Below are 26,952 nucleotides of genomic sequence, written 5' to 3' on the forward strand. Positions count from 1 at the left end.
ATGCAGACTAACGTTTTAGAACGGGAAGACGATGCCTTCCCGTTTTTACTAAATAGTCTGAAAATTCTGAAAACGGACAGCAAAAGGGTCTGACCCCCTTAGGAGGAGAAATATGGGTTATGATATAGAGACACGATGTATTCATGGAAGAGGGGGAAATCAGGAGAAGCATCCTTTTGGTGCGGTTTCTGTGCCGATTTTCCAGACAGCGACTTTTTCGCATCCGGGAATCGGGTATTCTTCCGGATATGATTATACTAGGGAGAGCAATCCCACAAGGGCAGAACTTGAGGAGATTATGTCTTCCCTGGAGGGTGCGATGGATACGGTAGCGTGTACCACAGGAATGGCAGCGATTGAGCTGTGTCTGGAGTTGTTTGGAGCAGAGGATCATATCCTTTGCTCCGAGGATTTGTATGGAGGCTCTGTCCGAATGTTTGACACCATAGGCGCCCAGAGAGGAATTGAATTCTCTTATGTTGATACAGCAAATGTGAAACTTGTGGAAAATCATATGCAGGAAAATACGAAAGCCCTGTATATTGAAACCCCCAGCAACCCTACAATGCAGATTACAGATTTGACCCAGATGAGGCGGCTGGCAGATGAATTTCATCTTCTGCTTATTGTGGACAATACATTTTTATCACCGTACTTTCAGAACCCTCTTGAGCTGGGGGCTGATTTGGTTCTCCACAGCGGTACTAAGTTTTTGGAAGGCCACAATGATACCCTGGCCGGTTTTTTAAGTACAAACAATACTGCACTGGCAGAAAGAATCCGGTATTTATTTAAAACAATCGGGTGTTGTCTGGCGCCCTTTGACAGTTTCCTTTTAATAAGAGGAATTAAAACATTGTCTGTGCGTATGGAGAAGCAGCAAAGTAATGCCGAAAAGATTGCCAGGTGGCTGAAGCAGCAGAAAAAAGTGACACAAGTATATTATGTAGGGCTTCCCGAGCATCCGGGATATGAAATAAACCGCAGACAGGCAAGAGGAGCCGGCAGCATGATTTCTTTTAGAACAGACAGTGAAGAAACTGCGAGGACCATTCTGGAGAGAGTGAAACTGATTACCTATGCAGAGAGCCTTGGCGGGGCCGAGTCTCTGATCACTTATCCTATGCTGCAGACTCATGGAGATGTACCCGTCGAAGTCCGTGAGAGACTCGGAATCACCAGCGATTTCCTGAGGTTTTCTGCAGGGATTGAAAATGTGGATGACCTGATCGCCGATCTGGCACAGGCACTGGCGTGAAGGGGGGTAGCTATGACATTTAATTTTGATACAGTAGTCGACCGCCGTGGGACAAATTGTCTGAAATATGACTTTGCACGGGAAAGAGGAAAGCGTGAGGATATTCTGCCCCTGTGGGTGGCAGATATGGACTTTCAGACAGCACCGGCCATTCTTGAAAAGCTGGAGCAGGTGGTAAAACACGGGATATTCGGATATAGTGAGGGAAAAGAAGATTATTTCCGGGCTGTATCCAAGTGGTATAAAGATGGGTTTGACTGGAATGTAAAGGCAAACTGGCTTGTAAAAACACCCGGGGTGGTCTTTGCAATTGCAGCAGCCATCCGCGCTTTTACAAAAGAAGGCGAGGGAGTTCTGATCCAACAGCCGGTATATTACCCTTTTAGCGAGGTTATCCGTGACAATGGCAGAGTACTGGTGAATAACCCTTTGAAGCTGAAGAATAGCCATTATGAGATTGATTTCGAAGATTTCGAAAAGCAAATGAAAGAAAACAACGTAAAACTATTTTTGCTCTGCAGTCCTCACAACCCTGTAGGCCGAGTATGGACGGAACAGGAACTTAGAAAACTTGGTGACATTTGTACAAAATATGGTACAATTGTGGTCAGCGATGAAATTCACAGTGACTTTACCTATCCCGGGCATCAGCATCGGGTATTTGCATCCCTGTCTCCTGCATATGCGGATATAACGATTACCTGTACAGCCCCCAGCAAAACTTTTAATCTTGCTGGATTTCAGATTTCGAATATCTTCATCTCTAATACAGACTTGCGCAGAAAGTTCAAAAAGGAGATTACAGCACAGGGATACAGCCAGGTGAACTTGATCGGACTTGCAGCATGCCAGGCAGCTTACGAGAACGGCGGGGAATGGTTAAAACAGCTGAAGGAATATTTATACGGAAACCTTGCCTTCGTAAAAGAATTTTTGAATGAACGCGTTCCGGAAATTACTCTGATAGAACCGGAAGGCACATATCTTGTATGGCTGGATTTCTGCAGATTAAATCTGTCGGAGGAAGAGCTGGAAGATTTGATTGTGAACAAGGCAAATCTATGGCTGGACAGCGGCGCTATATTTGGGGCTGCAGGAGAAGGGTTCGAGCGCATCAATATTGCCTGCCCAAGGAAGACTTTGGAGAGGGCACTTATCCAGCTGGAGCAGGCACTGCCGGCATAAGGCAAAGCTTCCTTTGGAACGATGTTTAAACTGGCTGCAGAAAAGTAATCCGGTCCGATATTATCCCAGAAGCTTTTTAAGCAATTGTATATGGTCTTTATATGGTGGATACCGAAATGGAATATCCACTATATTTGATTTTCTGATGATACTTTTTTGATGGGAAAAGGTAAGGAAGCTATTGATTCCGTGATATTGTCCCATACCACTGTCACCTACACCCCCGAAAGGGAGATTGGGGTTCGACAGGTGAATGATAGTGTCGTTGATACAGCCGCCCCCGAATGAGACGGTTTTCAAGGCGGTGTCTGCATTTTCTCTTTTTGTGGTGAACATGTAAAGGGCCAGCGGTTTTGCATGGGCATTTATCATAGAATAAGCATCCTCCAGCCGATCGAATTCCATTATTGGGAGCAGGGGACCAAATATTTCCTCCTGCATAATGGCACTGTTCCAACTTACATGCTCCAGCAAAGCAGGGGCAATCTGCAAGGTGTCTTCATTATACTGTCCGCCTGTGGTGAGATGCCCGCTGTGAAGTAAATTTAAGAGTCTGTCAAAATGCTTTTGATTAATGATTTTGGGATAGTCAGGATTCATTTCCGGGGCGTCGCCGTAAAAGACTTTGATACATTTTTTTATAGCACAGACAAGGCGCTCTTTTATGCTGCTGTGTACAAGCAAATAGTCCGGGGCTACGCAGGTCTGACCGGAATTTAAAAGTTTTCCCCATACAATTCTTTTGGCGGCAAGGTTAATGTCAGCAGTCTCATCCACGATACACGGACTTTTCCCGCCAAGTTCTAAGGTTACCGGGGTCAGGTGCTTTGCGGCAGCTTCCATAACAACCTTTCCCACAGTGACGCTTCCGGTAAAAAAGATATAATCAAAATGTTCCTCCAACAAGGTCTGATTCACATCACGGTCGCCTTTAATCACGGAAACAAAAGAGAAGGGAAAGATTTCTTTCACTATTTTTTCCATGATTTCAGAAGTGTGACGAGAGTATTCTGAAGGTTTAATCATGACACAGTTTCCTGCTGCAATAGCACCAATTAAAGGTGTCATGGTAAGCTGGAGGGGATAATTCCAGGGAGCCATAATGAGAACACAGCCATAAGGTTCACTGTAAAGATAACTGGTGGAAGGAAAATGCATGATTGGAGTCGGCTTTCGTTTCGGACGGGTCCATCCGGCAAGGTGTTTCAATGCACATTTAATTTCCTCAAGGACAATTCCGACTTCAGTTTGGTAGGCCTCAAAGGCAGACTTGTTGAGATCAGACTTCAGAGCATGGAGAATTTCATCCTCATGCTTTAAAACAGAATCTCTCAAACGGTGAAGCTGCCTGATTCGAAAAGCAAGGTCTTTGGTCTTTCCAGTCGCAAAAAAACTGCGCTGCGACTGGAGTGTCTTTTTTATGTCATTCATGAACATCCCTCCTGAAAATACAAATCGGTTATTTATTTACATTTTAACCTGTTTTATAAATAGTAACAAGAAAAAGGGAAAATTGATAAATTAATTTTAAAACCACTGTTGCATTAAAAACATATTTTGGTACAAGATATAAAATATAAATGAAATATAATAACGGAGGAAGTATTTTGAATAAGCTTAGTACTGAAAAGTCACCTTATCTGCTTCAGCACGCCACGAATCCCGTGAATTGGTTTCCCTGGGGAGAGGATGCTTTTGAGCAGGCAGGGGAAGAAGACAAGCCAATTTTTTTGAGCATTGGATACAGCACCTGTCACTGGTGTCATGTTATGGCCCATGAGTCCTTCGAGGATAAGGATGTGGCAGCTATACTGAATCAAAATTACATCTGTATCAAGGTGGACAGGGAGGAGCGCCCTGATATTGATGCTGTGTATATGGCTGTATGTCAGATGTTCACCGGCTCCGGAGGCTGGCCTTTAACCATCATTATGACTCCGGAGCAAAAGCCGTTCTGGGCGGGAACCTATCTGCCAAAAACAGCTGTCTATGGCAGAATGGGGCTAATGGAGCTTCTTACAACAATCCAACAGTTGTGGGAAACAGACCGGAACATGCTCCTTTCTCAGGGAGAGGAGACAGCAGCATTATTAAAGAAACAGCAGGAATCTTATAGTAAAACGGATGAACCAGACAAAAGTCTGTTGGGTAAGGCTGTCGAACAATTTAAGACAACATATGATCCCCGATGGGGCGGATTTGGAACTGCGCCTAAGTTTCCGACACCACACAATCTGTTATTTCTGTTACAATATTTCATGCTGGAAAAGGATACTGACGCACTGCAAATGGTGACTCATACGCTTACCCAAATGTTTCGCGGCGGCATATTTGACCATCTGGGAGGTGGTTTTTCCCGCTATTCTACGGATGAGAAATGGCTGATTCCCCATTTTGAAAAAATGCTTTATGATAATGCACTGCTCACTCTTGCATACCTGGAGACATACTGTATTACAAAGGATGGATTTTACCGGAGGGTTGCAGAGCATACTCTGGATTATGCCATACAAGAGCTGCGTGATAAGAATGGCGGATTTTACTGTGGACAAGATGCGGACAGTGAAGGAATTGAAGGAAAGTATTATGTGTTTACCCAAAAAGAGATTTATGATGTATTGGGTCAAAAAAACGGAACTATTTTCTGTCAGTGGTTTGGGGTAACTGAGCAAGGAAATTTTGATGGAAAAAGCATTTTAAATTTGCTGGGTAATTCTCAGTATGCCAAGACGGATCTCCACATAAAAGAGCTTTGCCATAAACTGTACGAATACCGTTTGAAGCGTACCCGTCTGCATAAAGACGATAAAGTGCTCACTTCATGGAATGCCCTTATGATTGCAGCCCTGGCAAGAGCGGGGCGGCTGCTGGACAAGCGTGTATATGTAGAAACTGCAAAGAAGGCCCAGTGCTTTATACAAGGGTTCCTGATCGGCGAAAACGGTGAAATGAAAATCCGCTGGCGTGAAGGAGAGAGTGCACATACCGGACAGCTTGACGATTATGCATTCTATGCCTTTGCTCTGCTGGAATTGTATAAGGCGACGTATGAAGTCAAATATTTGCAGCAGGCTGTCAAAACTTCAAAGCGTATACTGGATTATTTTGGCGATCAGGAACGGGGCGGTCTGTTTCTTTATTCTAAAACCGGCGAACAACTTATCAGCCGTCCGAAAGAGACTTATGACGGAGCCCTTCCCTCCGGCAACTCTGTGGCGGGGGTGGTGTTCGAAAACCTTTCCAGGCTCACAGGTGAATTACAGTGGCAGAAAATAAGTTACCGTCAGCTTTGTTTTCTTGCCGGTGAAATACAAAATTATCCTGCAGGGTACAGCATGGCTCTGCTCGCTGTCTCTCAGGCAGTGTATTCTTCCTTCGAGCTTATTTGTGTAACCGCACAAAAAGATATTGCAGAGGAGATCAATGCTTACCTGGCAAAGAATCCTGTTCCTAATCTGAGCGTGCTTATCAAAACCCGGGAAAATGAGCCAGAACTCAGAGAAGCGGCGCCCTTTACGGCAGACTATCCGATTCCACAAAACGGGACTGTGTATTATTTATGCCATAACGGGGCTTGCTCTGCGCCCGCGGATAATCTCGATACATTATTTACTGCATTGCGCGCATTTTAGAAATTCTTCCATTGCTCTGGTAAAGTACCGTCCGTCTTTCCAGTAGAAAAAGATTTTTCTGCAGCTGATATCCTCCTCCAGTTTATAGTAAAGTACATCTGGGTGTGGAGGCACGCGGGTGATAAGGGTATCGCTGACAAAGGAGATTCCCATGCCTGAACAAGTAATATTGTAAGCAGTAAGCTGCTGATCTAATTGAAACAACATGGTCGGGGTCATATTATATTTTTGCAGCAATTCTGCTGCACGCTTGCCTGTGTCGTTTTCGGGTTTTAGCATAATAAAGGGTTCATCCTTGAATAAATGTAAGGGCACTGCTGATATATGTTTTTCCAAAAATGTTCTGTCAGAAATCATTTTCGGGGAAATTTGATAATTGACGGCAGCCTGCGTGGACGGAAAATGTTTCGGCACAGCCAGGAGAAGATGTTCATCCTGATAGATACGACTGTCGAAAACAGAGTTACTCATGACACAATTGTCAATCATAAAATCAATTTTCCCCTTTTGCAAAAGTGCTGCAAGCTCGGCGGTACTTTCTTCAACTAATTCAACCTTCACATGGGGAAAATGTTTATTGAATTCACCCATTAAAGGCGGCAGCACCCAGGAAGAAAAGAGACTGCTTCCGCCTAAAACCAGGCTTCCGACTTTAAGCTCGCCCCAGTCATTTATATAATTTATAAATTCTTTTTCTGATGACAATACCCGCTCCACTGCTTTTATGTATTCTTTACCACATTCGGTAAGGGTTATAGGTTTTGTACTCCTGTCAAAAATCGGGTAGCCGATCTTACTTTCTACCCTTTTAATTGTGGCACTTAAAGAGGGCTGGGAGATAAAAAGTTTTTGAGCTGCTTTAGAGAAACTCTTTTCTTTGTAAACCATATAGACATATTCCATTCCCTGAAACATAAATATCCTCCTAAGTATAGATTATGATTTATATTAAGTATAATAATATATATATTTGTTTATATTATAGAACTCTTGTATAATAAATTCAACAAAAGGTGATACAAAGCAGATAATGCTGTAGATAAAGGAGGGGCCTATCTCATGGATAAAATGAAAGCCGGGGATTTCCGTGTAGAGAAAGATTCTATTGGAGTTAAGGATGTGCCGGAGGGGGTGTATTATGGTGTACAGTCACTGCGGGCGGCCGAGAATTTTCACATTACAGGCCTGAATATGCATCCCGAAATTATTAACAGTCTTGCATATATAAAAAAGGCAGCGGCCATAACAAACTGTGAAATCGGTACTCTTGATAAAAAGCGGGCAGATGCAATTGTTGTGGCCTGCGATGAATTATTAAAAGGAAAATTTCGTGATGATTTCATTGTGGATCCTATTCAGGGAGGTGCAGGCACTTCACTGAACATGAATGCCAATGAGGTGATTGCCAATCGCGCCATTGAAATATTGGGAGGTCAGAAGGGAAATTATGCTCTGGTAAATCCCAATGACCATGTAAACTGTGGGCAATCTACCAACGATGTCATTCCGACAGCCGGCAAAATGACTTCTCTCAGACTGTTAAAAAGGTTGAAAGCAGAGCTTCTGCGCCTTCATAAAGCATTTTCTGATAAATCGCAGGAGTTTGACCATGTGATAAAAATGGGACGTACGCAGATGCAGGATGCAGTTCCCATTCGGCTGGGGCAGGAATTTAAAGCATATGCATCTGCAATTATGCGGGACATCCGCCGTATGGACAAGGCCATGGGGGAGATGCGCGTTCTGAATATGGGCGGTACAGCCATAGGCACCGGCATCAATGCCGATCAAAATTATCTGCACCGGATTGTTCCAAATTTAGCCAGAGTTTCTGATATGGACTTTGAGCAGGCCTCTGATTTAATTGATGCTACCCAGAATTTAGATCCTTTTGTCGCCGTCTCAGGTGCTATTAAAGCCTGTGCAGTTACTTTATCCAAAATTGCCAATGATCTGCGTCTGATGTCCTCCGGTCCGAGAACCGGTTTTGGTGAAATCAATCTCCCGGCCAAGCAAAATGGCTCTTCCATCATGCCGGGGAAAGTAAACCCAGTCATCCCCGAAGTAGTGAATCAGGTGGCATTTAATATCATAGGAAATGATGTCACTATTACCATGGCGGCGGAGGCCGGACAGTTGGAGTTAAATGCATTTGAACCGATCATTTTCTACTGTATGTTCCAGTCTATAGATACCCTGGCCTATGCAGTACAGACTTTTGTGGATAATTGCATAACAGGGATTACTGCAAATGAAAAAAGGTGCCGCTATCTGGTGGAGAACAGCGTAGGCATAATCACGGCAATCTCCCCCCATGTGGGCTACCAAAAGGCAGCAGACATTGCTAAGGAGGCAGTGAGAACAGGCCAATCTGTAAGGGCCTTGATTCTGCGGGAAAAACTATTAAACGAAAAAGAGCTGGATAAGGTTCTGGATACAATGAACATGACAGAACCGGGGATTGCTTGCAGCGATACCTTGTAACAGTTCAGAAAATACTTGAAATTATTCTTTTAACAAATTATACTATATATTGTAAACAGAAGAAATTTTTCGGGGTTAAAAGGAAATCCAAAGTCTGGGAAGCCAGTAAACACAAGGGGTTCCGCGATTTGAAAAGGGGATTTCCGACAGATTTACGACAAATATTATTTAAAAGCTTTGTTATGAGAAGCTACGGTTACGCCGTAGCTTTTTTGGTATCTGCATTTTAGTTTTTAATGCACGCACGCAAGGTGGTGTTATGAATACATAGCAATAATTTAAGAAGGGTTATGACACAAACATAATGGTTGATTAAGTGTTAATTATTACAATATTTCGTGCAGGATTGAATAAACTATGATAATATAAAGCTAGTAGAAAGAAGGTGAAAGTATGGCTACCATTGAGCAAGTAAAAGCATTAATGAGAATGCATTTTGAAGATAACCATGAAAAGTTTAAGTCTATAGCGCTTCAGATAGCGGCTCATGAGGCGAAAATAGGCCATACTGCAAGTGCGCGTGAAATTAAAGAAATCGTTCAGAATCCCAAATATAAAGCTCAGAAAAAACTTGTTAAATTCAATACAAAATACGACATGTTAGAACAGAAAATCGCTGAATATAGCTTTCATGATTTGGTTTTGTCAGAGGAATTAGAGAGCAAGGTGCAGCGAATCATTACAGAATATCGTAAAAGAGATCTTCTAAGGAAGAATGGCTTGAAGAATCGTAGTAAGATTTTAATAGTAGGTGAACCGGGAACCGGGAAAACCATGACGGCCTCAGTATTAGCTGACGAATTAGGTTTGCCGCTATATGTTATCCGAATTGATAAGCTGGTAACAAAATATATGGGTGAAACCAGCGTTAAACTAAGGCAGGTATTTGATTGCATACAGGAAATACAAGGGATATACCTTTTTGATGAATTTGATGCTATAGGTTCTGACCGTTCCTTGGATAATGATGTTGGGGAGATGCGAAGAATTTTAAACTCATTTTTGCAGTATCTGGAAAATGATGATTCATATAGTATTATTCTTGCTGCAACCAACAATCCCAAATTATTAGATAAAGCATTGTTTAGAAGGTTTGATGATGTACTGGAATACAAGCTGCCGGATTTAGGCCAAATACAATGTATATTGGAAAACCATCTGGATGGCTTGGCACTAAATGAGGTTTTTGATGATCAGGTTTATGAAAGTGCAAAAGGATTGAACCATGCAGATATCGTAAAGGTCTGTGAAGAGGCAATTAAATATTCACTAATCAATGATGAAAATATAAGCAGGGCAATGATTTTATCATATACACAGGATAGGAAAGGCCTTTATAGATTCAAGGAGGCATAGTATACTAAATGGGTAGAAATTTAAAGAATATTTATATTAATGAGGCGGGGGAAGGTTTAAAATATAAACCTGTCACAGGAGGTAGTGGAAAAACGAATTATCCTCCAAGAAGCAGTAGAATCCAGCATGGAAAATGGATAGAAGGCCAATTTGAACTTGCATGGAAAGAAGCAGAGAAGTCATGCAAGGACAAATTGGCTGTTTCTGCATCTGCAAGAGAAGGCGTTTACATGCAGGTTACGGGTAAAGCTGGCTATGATTTATTGACTAAAAGTTTAGAAAATACAAGTCAAGGAATTAGGTTGGCAAACATACAAACTGATAGTGATAATGTTATATCGGCAACTATCTTTATTCCTAATAAAAGGCACGATTTTTTTATAAAGAAAATTGAAAAATATGTTGGAAATGAGTCAGGCACAGATGTTATAGGTACAGTGGAGAGCATACAAGCAGCTATGTTAGAAGCGTTCTGGATTGGTAATAAAGAAGCCATTCCGGAAGAGGATAAAAATATATGGTGTGAGGTCTGGCTGCGTTATGAATTAAAAGAGGATGTATCTATAGTTAAGAACGAGTTTTTTAGCCTTTGTAAAAGTCTGGATATAAAGACGAAAACACAGCATATATTGTTTCCAGAAAGAATCGTAGTAGGAGTTAATGCGAATGGAATACAATTGACCGAGTTATTGGGATATAGTTCAAGAATTGCAGAATATAGAAAAATGTCTGTACTTACATCCTTTTTTATTGAGATGAAGGGCGCAGATCAAAGAGCGTGGAGTGATGATTTAGCAAAAAGAATTAGCACAAAAAATATGACGGATACCTCTGTATGTCTGTTAGATACAGGCGTTAACAATGGGCATCCTTTATTAGAAAAATTATTAAAAGATACTGATAGACAGACAATAGATTTGTCAAAAGGTCCTGAAGATAAAGATGGACATGGCACGAATATGGCTGGTATAGCCGCATTTTTTACGTTAGAAGACAAACTGGAATCAATGAATGTATTTGAGGCTTATCATTTTTTAGAATCCGTTAAAATGATGGATAGACCAGACGATAATCCAGAAGAATTATATGGTGAATTGACAGCAGAGGCAATTAGCTTAGCAGAAATAGAAAACCCCGATACAAATCGTGTAATATGCATGGCGATAACAGCAAATACAAATATTGATAAGGATGGCAGACCTTCCTCTTGGTCAGGAGCATTAGATGCTATTATTTCAGAAGCGGAAGAGGAAGCGGTGAAAAAGGCTAAGAAGTTGATGCTTGTTTCGGCTGGAAATACAACTCTAGAGGAGCTAAAAGATACGGGGAATTATAAGGATGCTGTAGTAAATCATTCTGTTGAAGATCCTGGACAAGCTTGGAATGCTATTACAGTAGGGGCTTATACGGAATTAGACCAGATAGATAATCCATTATATAAGGGATTCGAACCGTTAGCGGAATGCGGTGATTTTTCCCCGTATACTTCGTCTTCTTTAACCTGGAACCATAATAAATGGCCGATTAAGCCGGAAATCCTTTTTGAAGGTGGCAATGTTGCATATAATAAAAGCGATGATTTTTATACTGAGGCCGAGGATCTTTCCCTGCTTACGACAAGCAATCAGTATTTAATGAGAAGGCCATTTGATATTATTTCAATGACCAGTTCCGCAGTAGCACAAGCATCTTGGATGGCAGCTGAGATTTGGAGCAAATATCCTGATTTATGGCCTGAAACTGTACGGGCTTTAATGATACATAAAGGAAAGTGGCAGTGTAACTTGCAATGAAATGCACATACATACTTTACCGTGGCCGAAAGAACTGCTTTCAGATTGTGAAAATGCAAATGTTAAAATGCGAGTAACTTTATCATATTATATAGAGCCGGGACCTGGTGAAATTGGTTGGAAAGATAAGTATAGATATCCATCTTGTGGTTTATCCTAAAAGCGGATGGTGGAAATCAAGGACGAACTTAAAAAAATATAATTCATTCATTAGATACTCATTAATAGTATCAATAGAAGCACCAGGAATTGATGTGGATTTGTATACGGCCATCCAGACGGAAATAAAGAATAAAACATTAACAAAAACTACGATTACGGCATTATAATAAGAGCTATAGTTCAAAAATGGGTTGAATCTGCCTGGCACCCCAAGCCGGATTATCTGTATGAAGGTGATCAATAATCTCCTTACAAGCCAACTCTTCTTCTGATAGGTGGGCTTCCTTGTAATAAATGTTGGTGCGGTTGATATCCAGGAACTTTGCACCAACAGAGGCGGGTAATTCCGTAGTCGTCAAAAGGTTTTGGACTAAACTTACTCTCGTAGTCAGGTCTGCAAATTCCTTCAGATTTTTTTAGCCAGTCAACCTGCATGGTTAGCTGCCCAACCTTTCTGACATACTCCGCCTTCTCTTTGCGTTCTTCAACAAGCTTATCTTTGAGGTTTTCTTTTCGCTTGTCATCAAACGCTGCAGAAGCGTTATTTAGGAATTCCTTCTTCCAGTTGCGGAGCAAGTTAGGTTGGATATTATTTTCAGTTGCAAGGTTTTGAGATTTTTCTCACCCTTGAGCAACTCAATCACAAGGTCTGATTTAAATTTGGCACTAAAGTTTCTTCTTTGTCTGGACATAACCGTGAATCCTTTCTTTCATACTGATTTTAGTATGCCAGATTCATTAAAATCTGTCCGGGAAAGTGTCTTAATTTATGAGATCATTATACTTTGGAAATATTGAAAAAAAACTGCTTGCATAACCACATATAATGGGTTATAATAGCCTATAGAATAGAATGAATTCTTCGGGGTCGGGTGTAAGTCCCAACCGGCGGTATAGTCCGCGACCCGTTATCATAGTATAACGGCTGAACTGGTGTAATTCCGGTACCGACAGTAAAGTCTGGATGAGAGAAGAAATTGTTGATTTAACAAGCTTGATTTAGACCTCGGATAATATATCCGGGGTTTTTTATTGACTTGCCGACATGATTTCCAAGAAGATTTTCTTTCTTTTCAATTCAGAATATTTTTAATTAAAGGAGAGAATTACCCATGAGTACAGAAACAAATGTAGTACAAAGACAACATCCAAGACTTGGAATCCGCACCATTGCGAAGATCAGTATGCTTTCTGCCATTGCCACAGTATTAATGCTGTTTGAAATCCCACTCCCGTTTGCTCCTGCCTTCTATGAAATTGATTTCAGTGAGGTGCCGGTTTTAATAGGATGCTTTGTGATGGGCCCCCTGGCCGGGGCAGTCATAGAGCTGGTGAAGATTCTTTTGAACCTTATCATAAATGGTACAATGACGGCAGGTGTGGGAGAAGCAGCTAATTTTCTGATTGGGTGCGCTCTGTGTGTTCCGGCCGGTTTGATTTACAAAAGAGACAGGACAAGAAAAGGCGCAATCATAGGAATGACGGTTGGCACTTTGGCTATGACAGTAGTAGGTAGCCTTCTCAATGCCTTTGTTCTTCTCCCGGCCTACGGCGCATTCTTTGGAATGCCTCTGGACGGACTGGTGAAGATGGGAACTGCGGTAAACTCACAGATAACAAGCCTGTCCACATTTGTATTGTTCGCAGTAGCACCTTTTAATCTCCTGAAAGGAGTACTGGTATCCCTGGTAGTATTCCTGATATATAAAAAAATCAGTCCTGTATTCAGGATGAGATAAAAAGGGGACTGTTCCTTTTGAGATCCGTTTTTCGAATTGTCACCGACAATTCAGAATATGGCGTCCAAAAGGGACAGTCCCCTTTATGGTAAATAAAATAGTTGACAGAATGGAAATTTTATATTAGAATAGCCCTTGTAACAATTTTGTAATATTTGTAATAAGTTTGAAACTTCAAGCATATATTTTATTACAGACCCATTACAGTATTGTAAAAATATTGCAATAAATAGGAGGTTGGAGTATATGTTACAAGGGAAAATATTTAAGTTGGTATTGACGGGAGTAACAACGTGTTCGCTGTTTGCAGCAGGAGTTACTACACAGGCATCATCCTCAAGGCCTGAGGCGGTTACTATTGAAGGAATAGACGAGTATGCCGGAAATACAATGCTGGCGAAAAAGGTGGAAATGATTCCTGCTTCAAAGACGGCTGAGACTAAAAAAGCTGCGAAAGAAGCAAAGACAGCTTATGAGAAAGAACAAAAAAGAATAGAGGAACAAAGGAAGGCTGAAGAACAAAAAAGAAAAGAAGAGGAAGCCAGACTGGCAGCCGAAGAAGCGCAGAAGGCAGCAGAGGCCGAAGCGGTACAGCAGGCTGCAGAAGCAGAAGCACAGGTGGAGGCAGCTGCGCCACAGGCGGCGTCAGGAGATCTGGAACTGCTGGCATCTATTATTTTCTGCGAGGCAGGAAATCAGCCATATGAAGGTCAGGTAGCAGTAGGTGCAGTTATTATGAACCGTGTAAACAGCGGTGTATATCCGGGCAGTATTTCAGAAGTCATCTATCAGCCGGGACAGTTTGGACCGGCAATGACAGGATGGCTGGACAGTGTACTTGCAAGCGGCGGATATACGGACACCGCTATGCAGGCAGCGTCAGATGCAATTGCAGGATCAAATCCTATCGGAGACTGCCTGTACTTTGGAAACGGTGATTATGGAATGCAAATCGGCGACCACTTTTTCCACTAAGAAAAGAATAATTACAGTTATTAAATATCTAGCTTTGAAAGCGCGTCAGCAAAAGCATTATTTAGAGGTTGCTCTGCTTCTTTAGCCTGCTTCCTCAGGTAATTGTTAACATCTCTTTTGGTGGCGCCTTTTCCTTCCTTTTTCCGGCGCTGCTCAAAAGCGCTGAGTTTTTCTTTATGTCCGCAGGAACAGACAAAGCGCTGGCCTTCTCCTCTGCCTATCAAATCCATTGTTTTGTGGCAGACCGGACAGCGGGCATTTGTGTGGCGGGAGATGGTTTCCCTGTGCCCGCATTCCCTGTCCTGGCAGATTAGCATTTTTCCATGCTTTCCATTGACTTCCAACATATACTTTCCACATGCAGGACATTTGGTGTGAGACAGGTTATTGTGCCGGAATTTACCGTCGGTGGTCTTGATTTCCTCGATCAGTGACTTGGTATAGAGATTAATTTCCTGCATAAAAGCTTTATCAGACTCTTTGCCGTCGGCAATTGCCTGAAGCCGAAGTTCCCAGTTGCCAGTCAGCTCCGGGCTCTTCAAGTCCCTGGGGACAAGTTCTAAAAGCTGTTTTCCTTTTGCAGTAAGGTAAATTTCACTGCCTCTTTTTTCCATAAGAAAACTGTTAAATAACTTTTCAATGATATCAGCCCTGGTGGCAACTGTTCCCAGCCCTCCGGTCTCCCCTAGAGTTCTGACAAGCATTTTATTCTTATTATGCATATACTTCACCGGATTTTCCATTGCGGCAATCAAGGTTCCCTCTGTAAATCTGGCAGGAGGTTTTGTACTGCCTTCTGTAATTGTGAGCCTGTCCACCGTAAGCTGCTGTCCCTTTTGGAGTTCCGGAAGATTTTGCTTCACAAAAGACTCTTCGTTTTCATTCTCGTCTATTTCTTCGTAATCAGCTTCATATGCATCTTTCCAGCCGGATGTTTTCATGACATTTCCTTTTGCGGTAAATAGTTCGGTCCCGATTCTGCCATGGATAAAGGTTTCTTCGAACTCACAGGCCGGGGATAACACAGCCAGGAAACGCCGGACTACCATATCATAAATCCTGCGCTCTTCGTTGGACATATGATCCAGCTGAACAAACTGTTCCGTAGGAATAATGGCATGATGATCGGAGACTCTGGCATTGTTCACGAAGGACTTATTTGCCTTTACCGGATGCATAGAAAGCCGGCCCACTAATTTGCGGTATGGCCCTATTGCGCATGCTTTCAGCCGCTCCTGCAGGGTGCCCGTCATATCCTCGGTCAGATAACGCGAATCGGTTCTGGGATATGTCAGTACTTTATGATTCTCATATAAACGCTGCATTATGTTCAGAGTTTCTTTTGCAGAAAAACCAAACCGCTGGCTGGCATCTTTCTGAAGCGCGGTCAGATCGTAAAGAGCAGGTGAAAAAGACTTTTTCTGCTTTTTCGATACTTCGATGATCTCCAGTGTCTTACCACATTGTTTGTATAACCTTTGGATTTTCTCGCGGTCAAATGTCCTCTGAGAGCCCAGTTCATTCTCCAGCCACGTAAATGTAACTCCCCGGACAGCAGCATTCATGCCATAAAAAGTACGGGGATTAAAATTACGAATCTCGTCTTCACGGGCCGCAAGCATGGCCAGAGTAGGAGTCTGCACCCGGCCGCAGGAGAGCTGGGCATTATATTTACAGGTCAGCGCACGGGTGGCATTGATGCCCACGACCCAGTCAGACTGTGCCCGTGCAACCGCAGCTTTGTACAGGTTATAGTAAGCATGCCCGGGTTTTAGGTTTGCAAAGCCTTCCCGAATTGCTTTATCTGTCACAGAGGAAATCCAAAGTCTCTTTAGCGGTTTTTTATTTGCTGCCTTATCCAAGATCCAGCGGGCGACCAGTTCCCCCTCCCGTCCTGCATCGGTGGCAATAATAATGTCCGATACATCTTTGCGGTAAATCAGTTCTTTGATTACGTGAAACTGTCTTCCGGTCTGTTTAATAACAACTAGTTTCCACTCTTTGGGGAGCATGGGCAGAGCGTCTATATTCCAGGATTTATATTGTTCGCCGTATTGCTCCGGGTCGGCAAGGGTCACCAGGTGTCCCAGTGCCCAGGTTACGATATAATCAGTTCCTTCTATATATGATTTTGTCTTTTTTGTACAATGCAGAACCCGGGCAATGTCCCGGGCTACAGAAGGCTTTTCGGCAATTACAAGATGTTTCATACATAAACTCCTTTTGAATTGTTATCATTGGTTATACAGTTTAGATGCTGTGAAATCCTTTTCCGATAATCTCACTTGTATTAGAAATCAAAATAAATGCTTCCGGCTGACTTGTTTTGATATAATTGCGGAGTTTTACAGCCTGCATGCGGTTTAAGGCAGTGAAAATAATGTACTTTTCCTGTCCTGAAAATGCACCCTGAGCATCACATACAGTGGCACTCCTGTTCAGTGTATTTACAATATAATCACAGATAGGTTCAGGATCATCGCACACTACATTGAAATATTTAGAAAGATTGAAACTCTCAATAAATGTGTCTATCATAAAAGATCGAATCGCCAGACCAAGGAAAGAATAAAGCCCGGTTTTGATACCAAAAACAAAACAACCGGCAACTGTAATCAGGACATCTGTGATAATCAGCGCTCTCCCAATATCGAAGCTGGAATATTTTTTCAAAATCATAGCAATAATATCAGTGCCGCCGCTTGATGAACCGATATTAAATAAAACCGCAGAGCCGAGAGCCGGGAGTGCAATGGCATAACAAAGCTCCAGCATAGGCTGGTTGGTCAGAGGATGTGACATCGGGTAAATACGCTCCAGAGCAGAGAGAGCAACGGATAACAGTATACTGCAGTACGCTGTCTTGGCGGCAAACTTTTTGCCCAGAACAATAAGACCGATGATTAGCAATATCATGTTCATGATAAAGTTAAAATCACCTGCAGACATGACACCCGATCTGGCAACCAGTACTGCAAGACCCGTAATACCTCCAAAAGTAAAGTTGTTGGCAAATTTAAAAAAATAGGTGCCTATTGCCATAACTAACGTACTTACCGTCAGCATTAAAAAATACTTAAACCTGTCCCTCATTTTATCCCTCATTAGTGAATATCCTTCTGCAATTCTAAACTATAGGTATCATTATAAAGTGTACCGCCCGGGATATTAAAAGTCAACGCATTAAGATGAGATAATTGGAAATACTACTCTCTCAAAAGGAGGAAGTAAGATATGTATCAGAATTTGCCAATTCGCGATGTATACGCAAGAGAAATCTTAGATTCCAGAGGGAATCCTACGATAGAAGTAGAGTTACTGGCCGGTGAGGATATAGTGGGACGTGCAGCTGTGCCGTCTGGAGCTTCTACGGGAAAATACGAGGCGGTGGAACTGCGTGATAAAGAGGAGCGTTACGGAGGAAAAGGTGTAGAAAGAGCTGTAGAGCATGTCAACGATCAGCTTGCCAGAGCTGTGATCGGAGTGAATGTATTTGACCAGGCAGCGCTGGACGAAGTACTGATTAAAGCGGACGGTAGTAAAAATAAACAGCATCTGGGTGCCAATGCTCTGCTGGGAGTATCCCTGGCTGCGGCGAAGGCAGCGGCAAATGCGTTGAAAATGCCGCTTTTCCGGTACCTTGGAGGAGTAAACGGACGAAAACTACCGGTTCCTATGATGAATATTTTAAACGGAGGAGCACATGCGGATAACACGTTGGATATTCAGGAATTTATGATTATGCCTGTGGGAGCAGAGTCCTTTAAAGAGGGATTACGCATATGTGCGGAAATCTATCAGTCATTGAAAAAACAGCTGAAAACTAATGGCTTAAATACAGCGGTGGGAGATGAAGGCGGATTTGCGCCGGACCTGCCGGACGCAAAGGAGGCCCTCAGGTTCCTGAAACAGGCGGTGGAGGCAGCGGGGTATGAGATGGGTAAGGATATTGAAATTGCTCTGGACATCGCCGCATCTGAGTTATATAATAAAGACTTTAAAAAATATGTGTTTCCCGGAGAAAGTAAAATGCAGGGGCAGAAGATTGTACGCTCCGCAGAAGAGCTAATTGAATATTATGAGGATCTGGCAATGGAGTTCCCGATTCGTTCTATTGAAGATCCGCTGGATGAAGAAGACTGGGATGGCTGGGAGCTGCTGACTACAAGACTTGGAAACGATATGCAGTTAGTAGGAGACGATCTTTTCGTCACAAATGTTGAGCGCCTGCAAAAAGGAATTGATCACAATGTAGCAAATGCTATTTTGATAAAAGTAAATCAAATCGGAACGCTGACTGAAGCCATAGCTGCAATTGAGATGGCACAGAAAAAAGGTTATAATGCAATTATATCACACAGATCAGGGGAGACAGAGGACACGACAATAGCAGATATTGCAGTGGCATTTAATGCAGGACAGATAAAGACAGGGGCACCCTGCCGATCAGAAAGAGTGGCAAAATACAATCAGCTGCTGAGAATAGAAGAACAGTTGAAAAGATGATGTGAAAAATTATTGCAAATTTCTTATATCTATGATACGATAACTGTGATTTATCTACAGGAGGTATAGGTGAATGGATATTTTAAAGATTGTTTTAACGATTATATTTGTAATAGATTGTATTGTATTGTCAGCGATTATTCTTCTTCAGGAAGGCAAGTCAGCAGGGCTTGGGACTATAAGCGGAATGGCTGATACCTATTGGGGGCATAATAAAGGACGTTCCATGGAAGGTGCTCTTGTAAAGTCAACGAAGTTTCTGGCCATATTGTTTATAGTGCTGGCAATGGCCTTGAACCTGAAGGTATTTAACTAAGAAGATAAATGATTGAACACTCTATGCAGCGGTTATAGAGTGTTTTTTTCTTACTAAATGGAATAGAAAACAAAAAAGAAGGTGAGAAAGTGGACCAGACATTTGAAAAGAGAAAGAAAGTGATTTATGACCTTATATGCGATGATTTGTATGTGCCTATGAAGAAGAAAGAAATTGCAATTCTTCTGCAAATACCGAAAGAACAGCAAAAGGAACTGAAAGAAGTGCTGGATGCCCTGGAGGAAGAAGGAAAGGTCTATGTCTCCAAAAAGGGTAAGTATACAAAAGGACAGGCAAAGCAGATGATTGGTGTCTTCCAGGCCAATGCACGTGGCTTTGGTTTCGTGCTTCAGGAGGGCGAGATGGAGGATGTCTTTATTTCCGAGGAAAATACAAACGGCGCTTTTGAGGGAGACCGGGTAGAGTTTGTGATCACAAAGGAGACAGATAATAATGATTCCTATGGAGCAAAGAGAAAAGAGGGGAAGATTGTAGGTATACTTTCCCATGGAACAACCAGAGTTGTAGGACTTTATGAAAAATATAAGAATTTTGGCTTTGTGCGACCGGATAACCAGAGAGTCCTGCATGATATTTATATTCCTGCGGGAAAGGAAAAGGGAGCCATGAACGGGCACAAGGTGGTTGTGGAACTGACTTCCTATGGCGGTGAGGACATGAAACCGGAAGGAAGGGTTGTGGAGATTATCGGCCACATCAATGACCCGGGAACGGATATCATGTCTATTGTAAAGGGCTATGACCTTCCTGTGGAATTTCCCGAAAGAGTGTTGAATCAGGCAGAGCGCGTAGGTCAGGAAGTCAGTGAGGCCGATATAGCCGGCAGAATGGATATACGTAACTGGCAGATGGTGACAATTGACGGAGAAGACGCAAAGGACCTAGACGATGCTGTATCCCTGACAAAAGAAGAAAATGCCTATCGTCTTGGCGTCCACATTGCAGATGTGACCAATTATGTACAGGAAAGAAGTGCTCTTGACAGAGAGGCTCTGAACAGAGGAACCAGTGTCTATCTTGCAGACAGGGTAATCCCCATGCTGCCCCATAAATTGTCCAATGGTATTTGTTCCCTCAATGCCGGCGAGAACCGTCTGGCTCTCAGCTGCATTATGACAATCAATGGAAAAGGTGAAGTAATTGACCATATAATTGCAGAGACTGTTATCCGCGTAGATGAGCGAATGAGTTATACAAGTGTGGCGAAAATACTGGAGGAACAGACAGAAGACGAATCACAAAAGACAGAAAGTGAGAAATATAGGGAGTTGGTTCCCATGTTTCTTTTAATGGCAGAGCTGTCAGCCATACTGCGGGACAAGCGCAGAAGGCGCGGCTCCATTGATTTTGACTTTCCGGAAACAAAAATGATATTAGATGAGAATGGTAAACCTATTGACATTAAGCCCTATGACAGAAATGTGGCGACAAAGATTATCGAAGATTTTATGCTTTTGGCGAATGAAACTGTGGCGGAAGAATACTACTGGCGGGAGCTCCCGTTTTTGTACCGTACTCATGAAACACCGGACGAGGAAAAGATTAAGAAGCTCAGTACATTTATCAATAATTTTGGTCTCCACATCCATGCGGGAAACAGTGAAGTGAAGCCGAAGGAAGTACAGAAACTGTTAGGTCAAGTGGAAGGTACACCTCAGGAAGCGCTGATCAGCCGGCTGGCTCTGCGTTCCATGAAACAGGCAAAGTATACACCACAGAATACGGGACATTTTGGTCTGGCTGCAAAGTATTACACGCATTTTACGTCACCGATCCGCCGGTATCCTGATTTGCAGATCCACCGCATTATCAAGGAGAATATCCGGGGAAAGCTGGATGAGGAGCGCACGGCTCATTATGAGAAGATACTTCCCGAGGTTGCACTGCAGTCCAGTCTGAGGGAGCGCCGGGCAGACGAGGCTGAACGTGAGACTGTGAAGCTGAAAAAAGTAGAGTATATGCAGGATCATGTCGGTGATATATTTGAAGGTGTCATTTCAGGACTCACAAAGTGGGGCGCCTATGTAGAACTGCCCAATACGGTTGAGGGTCTTGTCCATGTGACGAATATGAGGGATGACCACTATGATTATATAGAAGAGCAGTATGAAATGGTAGGAGAGCATACCCGCAATGTATACAGACTGGGACAGCAGATGAAAGTCCGGGTGCTGGGTGTGGACCGCCTGCAGCGAACCATTGATTTTGAATTCTATGATGAATCTGCAGAGGTCGATTAAGGAAAGGAAAATGTTATGGCTAAAGGAGAGGGCAAACTGATTGCCAACAATAAAAAGGCATATCATGACTATTTTATTCTGGAGAAACATGAGGCTGGCATTGTTTTGCACGGTACAGAGGTGAAATCTCTGCGAATGGGGCAGTGCAGCATCAAGGAGGCGTTTATTCGCGTTGAGGACGGAGAAATTTTTATCTATGGAATGCACATCAGCCCTTATGAAAAAGGAAACATCTTTAATAAGGACCCTTTGCGCGTGAGAAAACTTCTTCTTCATAAGAATGAGATAAATAAGTTGTTCGGAAAGATGAAAGAAAAAGGCAATACCCTTGTACCCCTGCGGGTTTATTTCAGTGACAGTCTTGTAAAAGTAGAGATTGGCCTGGCTAAAGGAAAGAAACAGTACGATAAACGAGAGGATATCGCTAAAAAGGATCAGAAGCGAGAGGCACAGAGAGAATTTAAAGTGCGCAACCTGGGATAAAAAGATGTGGATTTTGTGTTTCCTGTGGAGTATACTCTATCTTATGTGCTAATGCGCACAAGAAAAGACAGGAGGTTGTTTGGCATGAAGAGAGCCTTTCAGATTTTTAGCAGGGATATACAGCGGCTGTATCATAACCGGGTCGCTATGATAGTGATGGCAGGAGTTTGTGTCCTGCCATCTTTGTATGCCTGGCTTAATATTGCAGCGAATATGGATCCTTACAGTAATACACAGGGGATTAAGGTTGCAGTTGCCAATAATGATACCGGAGCAGAGAAAGATAAGATTTCTCTGAATGCGGGAAACGATATAGTAGGTAATTTGAGAACAAACGAGAAATTGGGATGGACATATGTGGATGAGGAAAAAGCGGTCAATGGCGTCCGGTCAGGGAAGTATTATGCCGCCATTGTGATTCCCTCAAATTTCAGCAGCTCACTTATCAGTATTGTTTCCGGTATACCAAAAGAAGCAAAGCTGGACTACTATATAAATGAGAAGAAAAATGCGATTGCGCCCAAGATAACAGCTACAGGTGCCGGAACAATTCAACAGGAGATTAATGATACCTTTTCTTCGGTTGCCTCGGAAACAATCTCCAAAGAAATTCAGGCAAGTGTGCTTAAGGTGTCCGGTGATATGAATAACGTGAATACAGAGGTCATGTCCACACTTTCAGATATCCGCAGCAATCTGGTTCAGTACCAGAAACTGCTGAAAAATTTTCAGAGTACAGTGGGTGATAGTTTTGTACTGATAGATGATACAATCAGTACATGGAAAAGTGTAAAAACATCTGCAAATGACGGGGCTGCTGCCCTATCAGATATCTCAGATTCTCTGCATGAAGGGCGGAACTCAATAGGAGAATTTTCCGCTGCATTTTCAGAAAGTCTGACACAGGGCGATAGGGCACTAAGTGATATATATGGGACGACTGTTGTCAGGTTAAGCAAGCTGGAGGGACAGGCAGAGACGGTAAAAGGCAAGATTGACCGTGGGGCTGAAACCATAAAAAGTCTGATACAGATAAATGAGGAAATCCAAGATGATTTTAATAATCTCAAAGACTCTGACGGCAATATGCCTGAAGGAATTTCAAATCAAATAGAACAGCTGACTGCTTCATTGCAAAATAATAAAGAGTTACTTGAATCCCTAAGTTCCGGCGGTGCAGGTATTTCGGATGCGATCGATGTATCAGGCGCTGCGAAAGAGAAGTTGGAAGCGCTGCTATCTGACAGTCATCAGTCACTGCAGAGCTACAGAAATGATTTTGACCAGACTTTATTGCCTCAGCTGAATCAGTCGCTGGATGGCTTATCTTCACTAAGCGGTAGTTTATCTGCCACCTTGTCAGGCATTCCGGCTTCCGTGGATCAGCTGGAGGTCATCCTTAATCAATTGAAATCCGGCCTTACCGAAACTCAAAGAATTATGATAAATACCGGAGATGCTCTGGGGGATTTGAGCAAAAAGCTGGAAGGGATGACAACAGATTTAAAAGCCCTGGAAAGTTCTAAGGCTTACCAGGATTTTCTCTCGCTGGGGAAATTGGATGCAGAGGATGTTTCAGAATTCATGGCATCGCCTGTTGAGATTCAGACAGAAACTTTATATAGAGTAAAAGATTACGGATCATCAATGACTCCGTTTTATACTAATCTGGCATTGTGGGTGGGAGGAATTATCCTCATTGCTATCCTGAAGCTGGAAGTCGACCGAGATGAAAAGGTGCCAAAATTCAGTCCCACCAGCGCATATTTCGGACGATGGATGTTATATGTCACACTGGGACTGATGCAGGGGCTGATTGTCTGCCTGGGTGATTTATGGATTTTGAAGGCACAGTGTATCCATCCTGTGGCATTTGTCCTGGCTGGGATGTTCTGTTCGTTTATATATATCAACTTAATTTATGCATTATCCGGTGCATTTAAGCATATAGGGAAGGCGTTGTGCGTTATCCTTGTAATTTTACAGATTCCGGGTTCAGCAGGAACATATCCCATTGAGATGACACCTGTGTTTTTCCGAAAGCTACATCCTCTTCTTCCCTTTACATATGGAATTAATGCAATGAGGGAAGCAATTGCGGGAATGTACGGTTACAATTATGCCAAGAACATGCTTTATCTTGCACTTTTTCTCCCGATTGCATTTATCATCGGACTGGGACTGAGGCACCTTATGGCAAATTTGAATCATCTATTTGATAAGAAACTTTCCGAAACCGATCTGATGCTCTGCGAAACAGATGGCATCAAAAGAGAAAGACCTCAGCTTAACCTTATCATAAAGGCACTGCTCGGTGAAAAGGCAACCCGGGAGGAGCTGGCTGAAAAAGCAGCGGCTTTTGAACTTAAATACCCAAAAAGAATTAGAGGCGGCTTTACAGCCATTTTACTTTTGCCGATTATATTTTTGATTTTAATGTTCAGCATCGAATCCAAGATTGTATTTTTAATCCTGTGGATTGCATCCATCATTCTCATTGCCGGATATCTGATTTTTATAGAATACATACATGAACAAATGAATCGTCAGCTTGCCCTGAATAATTTATCTCTGGAGGAACTTTTAAATGAGATGAAAGGAGAGAGGGACGAATGAGAAACATGTGGAATATTTTCAAAAGAGATGTACTCCGTATTCGGAAAAATGTAATTGCAATGATTGTAATTCTCGGTATTACAGTAGTTCCTTCCCTATATGCATGGTTTAATATTGCGGCAAGCTGGGACCCTTATGGAAATACCGGAAATCTAAAGGTTGCTGTTGCCAGTGCAGATGAGGGATATGAGGGCAGTCTGGTACCGGTCAGCCTGAATCTGGGTGATAATGTACTCTCAGCTTTAAGAGAAAATTCTCAGCTGGACTGGAACTTTACAAGTAAGGGTAAAGCAATCAAGGGAGTGAAATCCGGAAGATATTATGCGGCAATCGTCATTCCGAAGGATTTCAGCCGGAATATGATGAGTATTTTTTCCAGTGATATTATAAATCCCAAAATTACCTACTACTCTAATGCCAAAGAAAATGCAATCGCCCCGAAAGTAACGGATAAGGGGGCAAATGCAGTTCAGACCCAGGTAAATGAAGTGTTTATTGAAACAATTTCAAATACAGCCCTGGCAGCTATGCAGGCTGTGGCAAATACTGCGGATGAAAATCAGACAGCTTCTATTGTAGCAGTTTTAACGGAGAATCTGGAAAATATGTCGGCAGATCTTACAGCAGCATCTGGGACAGTCCAGGCATTTTCCTTAATGACCGTCTCCACACAGAAAATGTTGGACACTACATCGGCATTTTTAAAACAGTCCGGCCAGAAGACGGACAGCAATCTCAATGCACTTGCAAAGTCTAAGACATCTTTTACAGACATGCAGAGTGCCATGCAGGGAGCGACAGAAGGAATCAATCAGGCTCTCACAAACAGCCACAGCTATTATGATCAGCTGGGAGAGACAATAAACGAGGCCATGGATCCCATATCGTCAGATGCAGCGGCTGTATCCGATTTTTTAAATAATTTTGCAGGGGAAGCCGGCAGTATTAGCAGTTCTTTTGCTGATATGGCAGGAGCTATGACAAATGTCAGTGAAAATGTGAAACCGGGTCAGCCTGTACTTGCGGCAGATATAGATGCTGTGGTTGAAAAATTAAATGACGCAGCTGCCAGACAGAATAAATTGAGTGAAAGCTTAAGCAGTGCAGCATCTGACGGTGAGGCGATTTCAGGTGACAGCGCCTCTATGGAAGAGACGCAGGCTCTATTGAAGCAAAGTGTACAGAGTATTGATGAGGTAAAAGCTGAATATGAGCAGAATGTTAAGCAGAGTCTGGGGAATCTTGCCGGGACGCTTGAGGGTACGGAAAATAATATATCCGGCCTCTTAACACAGATAAATAATAGTGCAGCAGGCGTTAATATTTTGTCGGATTCAGCCTCTTCAGATTTATCACAGGTTCAAAAGACATTGGATACTTCCTGTGACCTTTTGAAGACTGCATCTTCCAGACTTTCTGATACAGTGACTAAACTAAAAGCTGCACAGGCGAGCGGAGACTTAAAGTCTGTGGAAAGTATTTTGGGAAATGATAAGGAAAGCATCAGTTCTTTACTGGCTTCTCCGGTGAGTCTGGACACGAAAAAACTGTATCCGGTGGAAAACTATGGCTCTTCGATGGCACCCTTTTACTCTACCCTGGCCATATGGGTGGGTGGAATTGTACTGGCTGCCATGCTGAAAGTGAAGGTTTCTTCATCGGCTGTGGAAGGTCTGCAGAACGTGAAAAATTACCAGGTCTATCTGGGACGCCATATGATTTTCCTACTCGCAGGACTGCTGCAGGCCGGGCTAATCTGCCTGGGTGATATTTATTACTTGGAGATTCAGTGCGTTCATCCCTTTTTATTCCTTGTGGCGGGATGGTTCACAAGCATTGTATATGTTAATATTATTTACACCCTGACTGTTTCTTTTGGAGATATCGGGAAGGCAATCTGTGTGGTGCTTCTTGTCATGCAGGTGGCAGGATCAGGCGGAACATTTCCGATAGAAGTAGCACCAGTATTTTTCAGAAAAGTGTATCCTCTTCTGCCGTTTGTACACAGCATGGCCGCAATGAGAGAATGTGTGGGCGGAATGTATGGCAATACCTACTGGAAGGAGCTGGGGATACTGGGTATATTTCTGATTATGTCCCTCATACTGGGATTAGTGCTGCGCAGCCCCATTATCAAATTAAATGAGGCCTTCGGGGAAAAGCTGGAAGAAACTCATTTGATGTAA

19 protein-coding genes and 1 riboswitch are annotated in these 26,952 nt (G+C 42.7%); of the genes, 15 read left to right on the forward strand and 4 right to left on the reverse strand.

Annotated features, from left to right (window positions below):
• The first annotated feature begins 112 nt into the window (after positions 1-112).
• Positions 113-1,258: a trans-sulfuration enzyme family protein gene (locus tag BN3456_RS12570; RefSeq protein WP_089984579.1), complete on the forward strand. Its 1,146-nt coding sequence runs from the start codon at positions 113-115 to the stop codon at positions 1,256-1,258.
• Positions 1,259-1,270: 12 nt separating this feature from the next.
• A complete protein-coding gene (locus tag BN3456_RS12575) occupies positions 1,271-2,443 on the forward strand; it encodes a MalY/PatB family protein (RefSeq protein WP_089984580.1) in 1,173 nt (390 codons plus the stop codon).
• Between the two features lie 60 nt (positions 2,444-2,503).
• Here BN3456_RS12575 and BN3456_RS12580 read toward each other — a convergent pair whose 3' ends face one another.
• Positions 2,504-3,874, reverse strand: coding sequence for an aldehyde dehydrogenase (locus BN3456_RS12580; protein WP_089984582.1), 1,371 nt, complete (start codon positions 3,872-3,874; stop codon positions 2,504-2,506).
• A 176-nt stretch (positions 3,875-4,050) separates the two neighbouring features.
• Here BN3456_RS12580 and BN3456_RS12585 point away from each other — a divergent pair, with 176 nt between their 5' ends.
• Positions 4,051-6,075 (forward strand): thioredoxin domain-containing protein, encoded by a 2,025-nt coding sequence (locus BN3456_RS12585; protein ID WP_347458059.1) that lies wholly within the window; start codon positions 4,051-4,053, stop codon positions 6,073-6,075.
• Here BN3456_RS12585 and BN3456_RS12590 read toward each other — a convergent pair.
• Positions 6,049-6,990 carry a LysR family transcriptional regulator gene (locus tag BN3456_RS12590; protein WP_089984585.1) on the reverse strand — a complete coding sequence of 314 codons (942 nt, stop codon included), beginning with the start codon at positions 6,988-6,990 and terminating at the stop codon, positions 6,049-6,051. The genes BN3456_RS12585 and BN3456_RS12590 overlap by 27 nt on opposite strands.
• Positions 6,991-7,143: 153 nt before the next feature.
• Between BN3456_RS12590 and BN3456_RS12595 the strand changes: the two genes are divergently transcribed.
• The 6 genes from BN3456_RS12595 to BN3456_RS12620 all read left to right on the forward strand — a co-directional run bounded on the left by BN3456_RS12595 (position 7,144) and on the right by BN3456_RS12620 (position 14,584).
• Positions 7,144-8,559 carry an aspartate ammonia-lyase gene (locus BN3456_RS12595; RefSeq protein WP_089984894.1) on the forward strand — a complete coding sequence of 472 codons (1,416 nt, stop codon included), beginning with the start codon at positions 7,144-7,146 and terminating at the stop codon, positions 8,557-8,559.
• A 393-nt stretch (positions 8,560-8,952) separates the two neighbouring features.
• Entirely contained in the window at positions 8,953-9,915 is a 963-nt protein-coding gene (locus BN3456_RS12600) for an AAA family ATPase (RefSeq protein ID WP_089984586.1), read from the forward strand.
• An 8-nt stretch (positions 9,916-9,923) separates the two neighbouring features.
• A complete protein-coding gene (locus BN3456_RS12605) occupies positions 9,924-11,708 on the forward strand; it encodes a S8 family peptidase (RefSeq protein ID WP_089984588.1) in 1,785 nt (594 codons plus the stop codon).
• Positions 11,709-11,815: 107 nt separating this feature from the next.
• On the forward strand, positions 11,816-12,037 hold the full coding sequence (locus BN3456_RS15720; protein ID WP_141654519.1) for a hypothetical protein: 222 nt from the start codon (positions 11,816-11,818) through the stop codon (positions 12,035-12,037).
• 687 nt (positions 12,038-12,724) lie between these two features.
• Positions 12,725-12,850, forward strand: a riboswitch (FMN riboswitch).
• A 132-nt stretch (positions 12,851-12,982) separates the two neighbouring features.
• Positions 12,983-13,609: an ECF transporter S component gene (locus BN3456_RS12615; protein WP_089984589.1), complete on the forward strand. Its 627-nt coding sequence runs from the start codon at positions 12,983-12,985 to the stop codon at positions 13,607-13,609.
• Between the two features lie 246 nt (positions 13,610-13,855).
• Positions 13,856-14,584 carry a cell wall hydrolase gene (locus BN3456_RS12620; protein ID WP_089984591.1) on the forward strand — a complete coding sequence of 243 codons (729 nt, stop codon included), beginning with the start codon at positions 13,856-13,858 and terminating at the stop codon, positions 14,582-14,584.
• Positions 14,585-14,604: 20 nt separating this feature from the next.
• Here the strand turns inward: BN3456_RS12620 and BN3456_RS12625 are convergent, their stop codons facing one another.
• Together BN3456_RS12625 and BN3456_RS12630 are read right to left on the reverse strand one after the other, a co-directional pair.
• Entirely contained in the window at positions 14,605-16,794 is a 2,190-nt protein-coding gene (locus BN3456_RS12625) for a DNA topoisomerase III (protein WP_089984592.1), read from the reverse strand.
• 40 nt (positions 16,795-16,834) lie between these two features.
• Positions 16,835-17,689 (reverse strand): YitT family protein, encoded by an 855-nt coding sequence (locus tag BN3456_RS12630; protein WP_347458060.1) that lies wholly within the window; start codon positions 17,687-17,689, stop codon positions 16,835-16,837.
• Between the two features lie 129 nt (positions 17,690-17,818).
• On the opposite strand from BN3456_RS12630, the gene eno reads away from it, so the two are divergent.
• From eno to BN3456_RS12660, 6 genes are all read left to right on the forward strand, one after another.
• A complete protein-coding gene (gene eno / locus BN3456_RS12635) occupies positions 17,819-19,090 on the forward strand; it encodes a phosphopyruvate hydratase (protein WP_089984594.1) in 1,272 nt (423 codons plus the stop codon).
• Positions 19,091-19,163: 73 nt separating this feature from the next.
• Positions 19,164-19,406 (forward strand): preprotein translocase subunit SecG, encoded by a 243-nt coding sequence (secG, locus tag BN3456_RS12640; protein ID WP_089984595.1) that lies wholly within the window; start codon positions 19,164-19,166, stop codon positions 19,404-19,406.
• Positions 19,407-19,495: 89 nt separating this feature from the next.
• A complete protein-coding gene (rnr, locus tag BN3456_RS12645; protein ID WP_089984597.1) occupies positions 19,496-21,667 on the forward strand; it encodes a ribonuclease R in 2,172 nt (723 codons plus the stop codon).
• Between the two features lie 15 nt (positions 21,668-21,682).
• Positions 21,683-22,150 (forward strand): SsrA-binding protein SmpB, encoded by a 468-nt coding sequence (smpB, locus tag BN3456_RS12650; protein WP_089984598.1) that lies wholly within the window; start codon positions 21,683-21,685, stop codon positions 22,148-22,150.
• Positions 22,151-22,234: 84 nt separating this feature from the next.
• Positions 22,235-24,766, forward strand: coding sequence for a YhgE/Pip domain-containing protein (locus BN3456_RS12655; protein ID WP_089984600.1), 2,532 nt, complete (start codon positions 22,235-22,237; stop codon positions 24,764-24,766).
• Entirely contained in the window at positions 24,763-26,952 is a 2,190-nt protein-coding gene (locus tag BN3456_RS12660; RefSeq protein WP_089984602.1) for a YhgE/Pip domain-containing protein, read from the forward strand. The genes BN3456_RS12655 and BN3456_RS12660 overlap by 4 nt, the downstream gene beginning before the upstream one ends.

It is taken from the genome of Clostridium sp. C105KSO13 (assembly GCF_001517425.1).
Taxonomy (GTDB): domain Bacteria; phylum Bacillota; class Clostridia; order Lachnospirales; family Lachnospiraceae; genus Muricomes.

Coding starts and splice junctions, on each gene's coding strand:
- BN3456_RS12660 (WP_089984602.1), top strand. CDS start 24,763: ATGAGAAACATGTGGAATATTTTCAAAAGAGATGTACTCCGTATTCGG.
- BN3456_RS12605 (WP_089984588.1), top strand. CDS start 9,924: ATGGGTAGAAATTTAAAGAATATTTATATTAATGAGGCGGGGGAAGGT.
- smpB (WP_089984598.1), top strand. CDS start 21,683: ATGGCTAAAGGAGAGGGCAAACTGATTGCCAACAATAAAAAGGCATAT.
- secG (WP_089984595.1), top strand. CDS start 19,164: ATGGATATTTTAAAGATTGTTTTAACGATTATATTTGTAATAGATTGT.
- BN3456_RS12625 (WP_089984592.1), bottom strand. CDS start 16,794: ATGAAACATCTTGTAATTGCCGAAAAGCCTTCTGTAGCCCGGGACATT.
- BN3456_RS12580 (WP_089984582.1), bottom strand. CDS start 3,874: ATGAATGACATAAAAAAGACACTCCAGTCGCAGCGCAGTTTTTTTGCG.
- BN3456_RS12630 (WP_347458060.1), bottom strand. CDS start 17,689: ATGAGGGATAAAATGAGGGACAGGTTTAAGTATTTTTTAATGCTGACG.
- BN3456_RS12620 (WP_089984591.1), top strand. CDS start 13,856: ATGTTACAAGGGAAAATATTTAAGTTGGTATTGACGGGAGTAACAACG.
- BN3456_RS12575 (WP_089984580.1), top strand. CDS start 1,271: ATGACATTTAATTTTGATACAGTAGTCGACCGCCGTGGGACAAATTGT.
- BN3456_RS12615 (WP_089984589.1), top strand. CDS start 12,983: ATGAGTACAGAAACAAATGTAGTACAAAGACAACATCCAAGACTTGGA.
- BN3456_RS12595 (WP_089984894.1), top strand. CDS start 7,144: ATGAAAGCCGGGGATTTCCGTGTAGAGAAAGATTCTATTGGAGTTAAG.
- eno (WP_089984594.1), top strand. CDS start 17,819: ATGTATCAGAATTTGCCAATTCGCGATGTATACGCAAGAGAAATCTTA.
- BN3456_RS12570 (WP_089984579.1), top strand. CDS start 113: ATGGGTTATGATATAGAGACACGATGTATTCATGGAAGAGGGGGAAAT.
- BN3456_RS12655 (WP_089984600.1), top strand. CDS start 22,235: ATGAAGAGAGCCTTTCAGATTTTTAGCAGGGATATACAGCGGCTGTAT.
- BN3456_RS12600 (WP_089984586.1), top strand. CDS start 8,953: ATGGCTACCATTGAGCAAGTAAAAGCATTAATGAGAATGCATTTTGAA.
- BN3456_RS12590 (WP_089984585.1), bottom strand. CDS start 6,990: ATGTTTCAGGGAATGGAATATGTCTATATGGTTTACAAAGAAAAGAGT.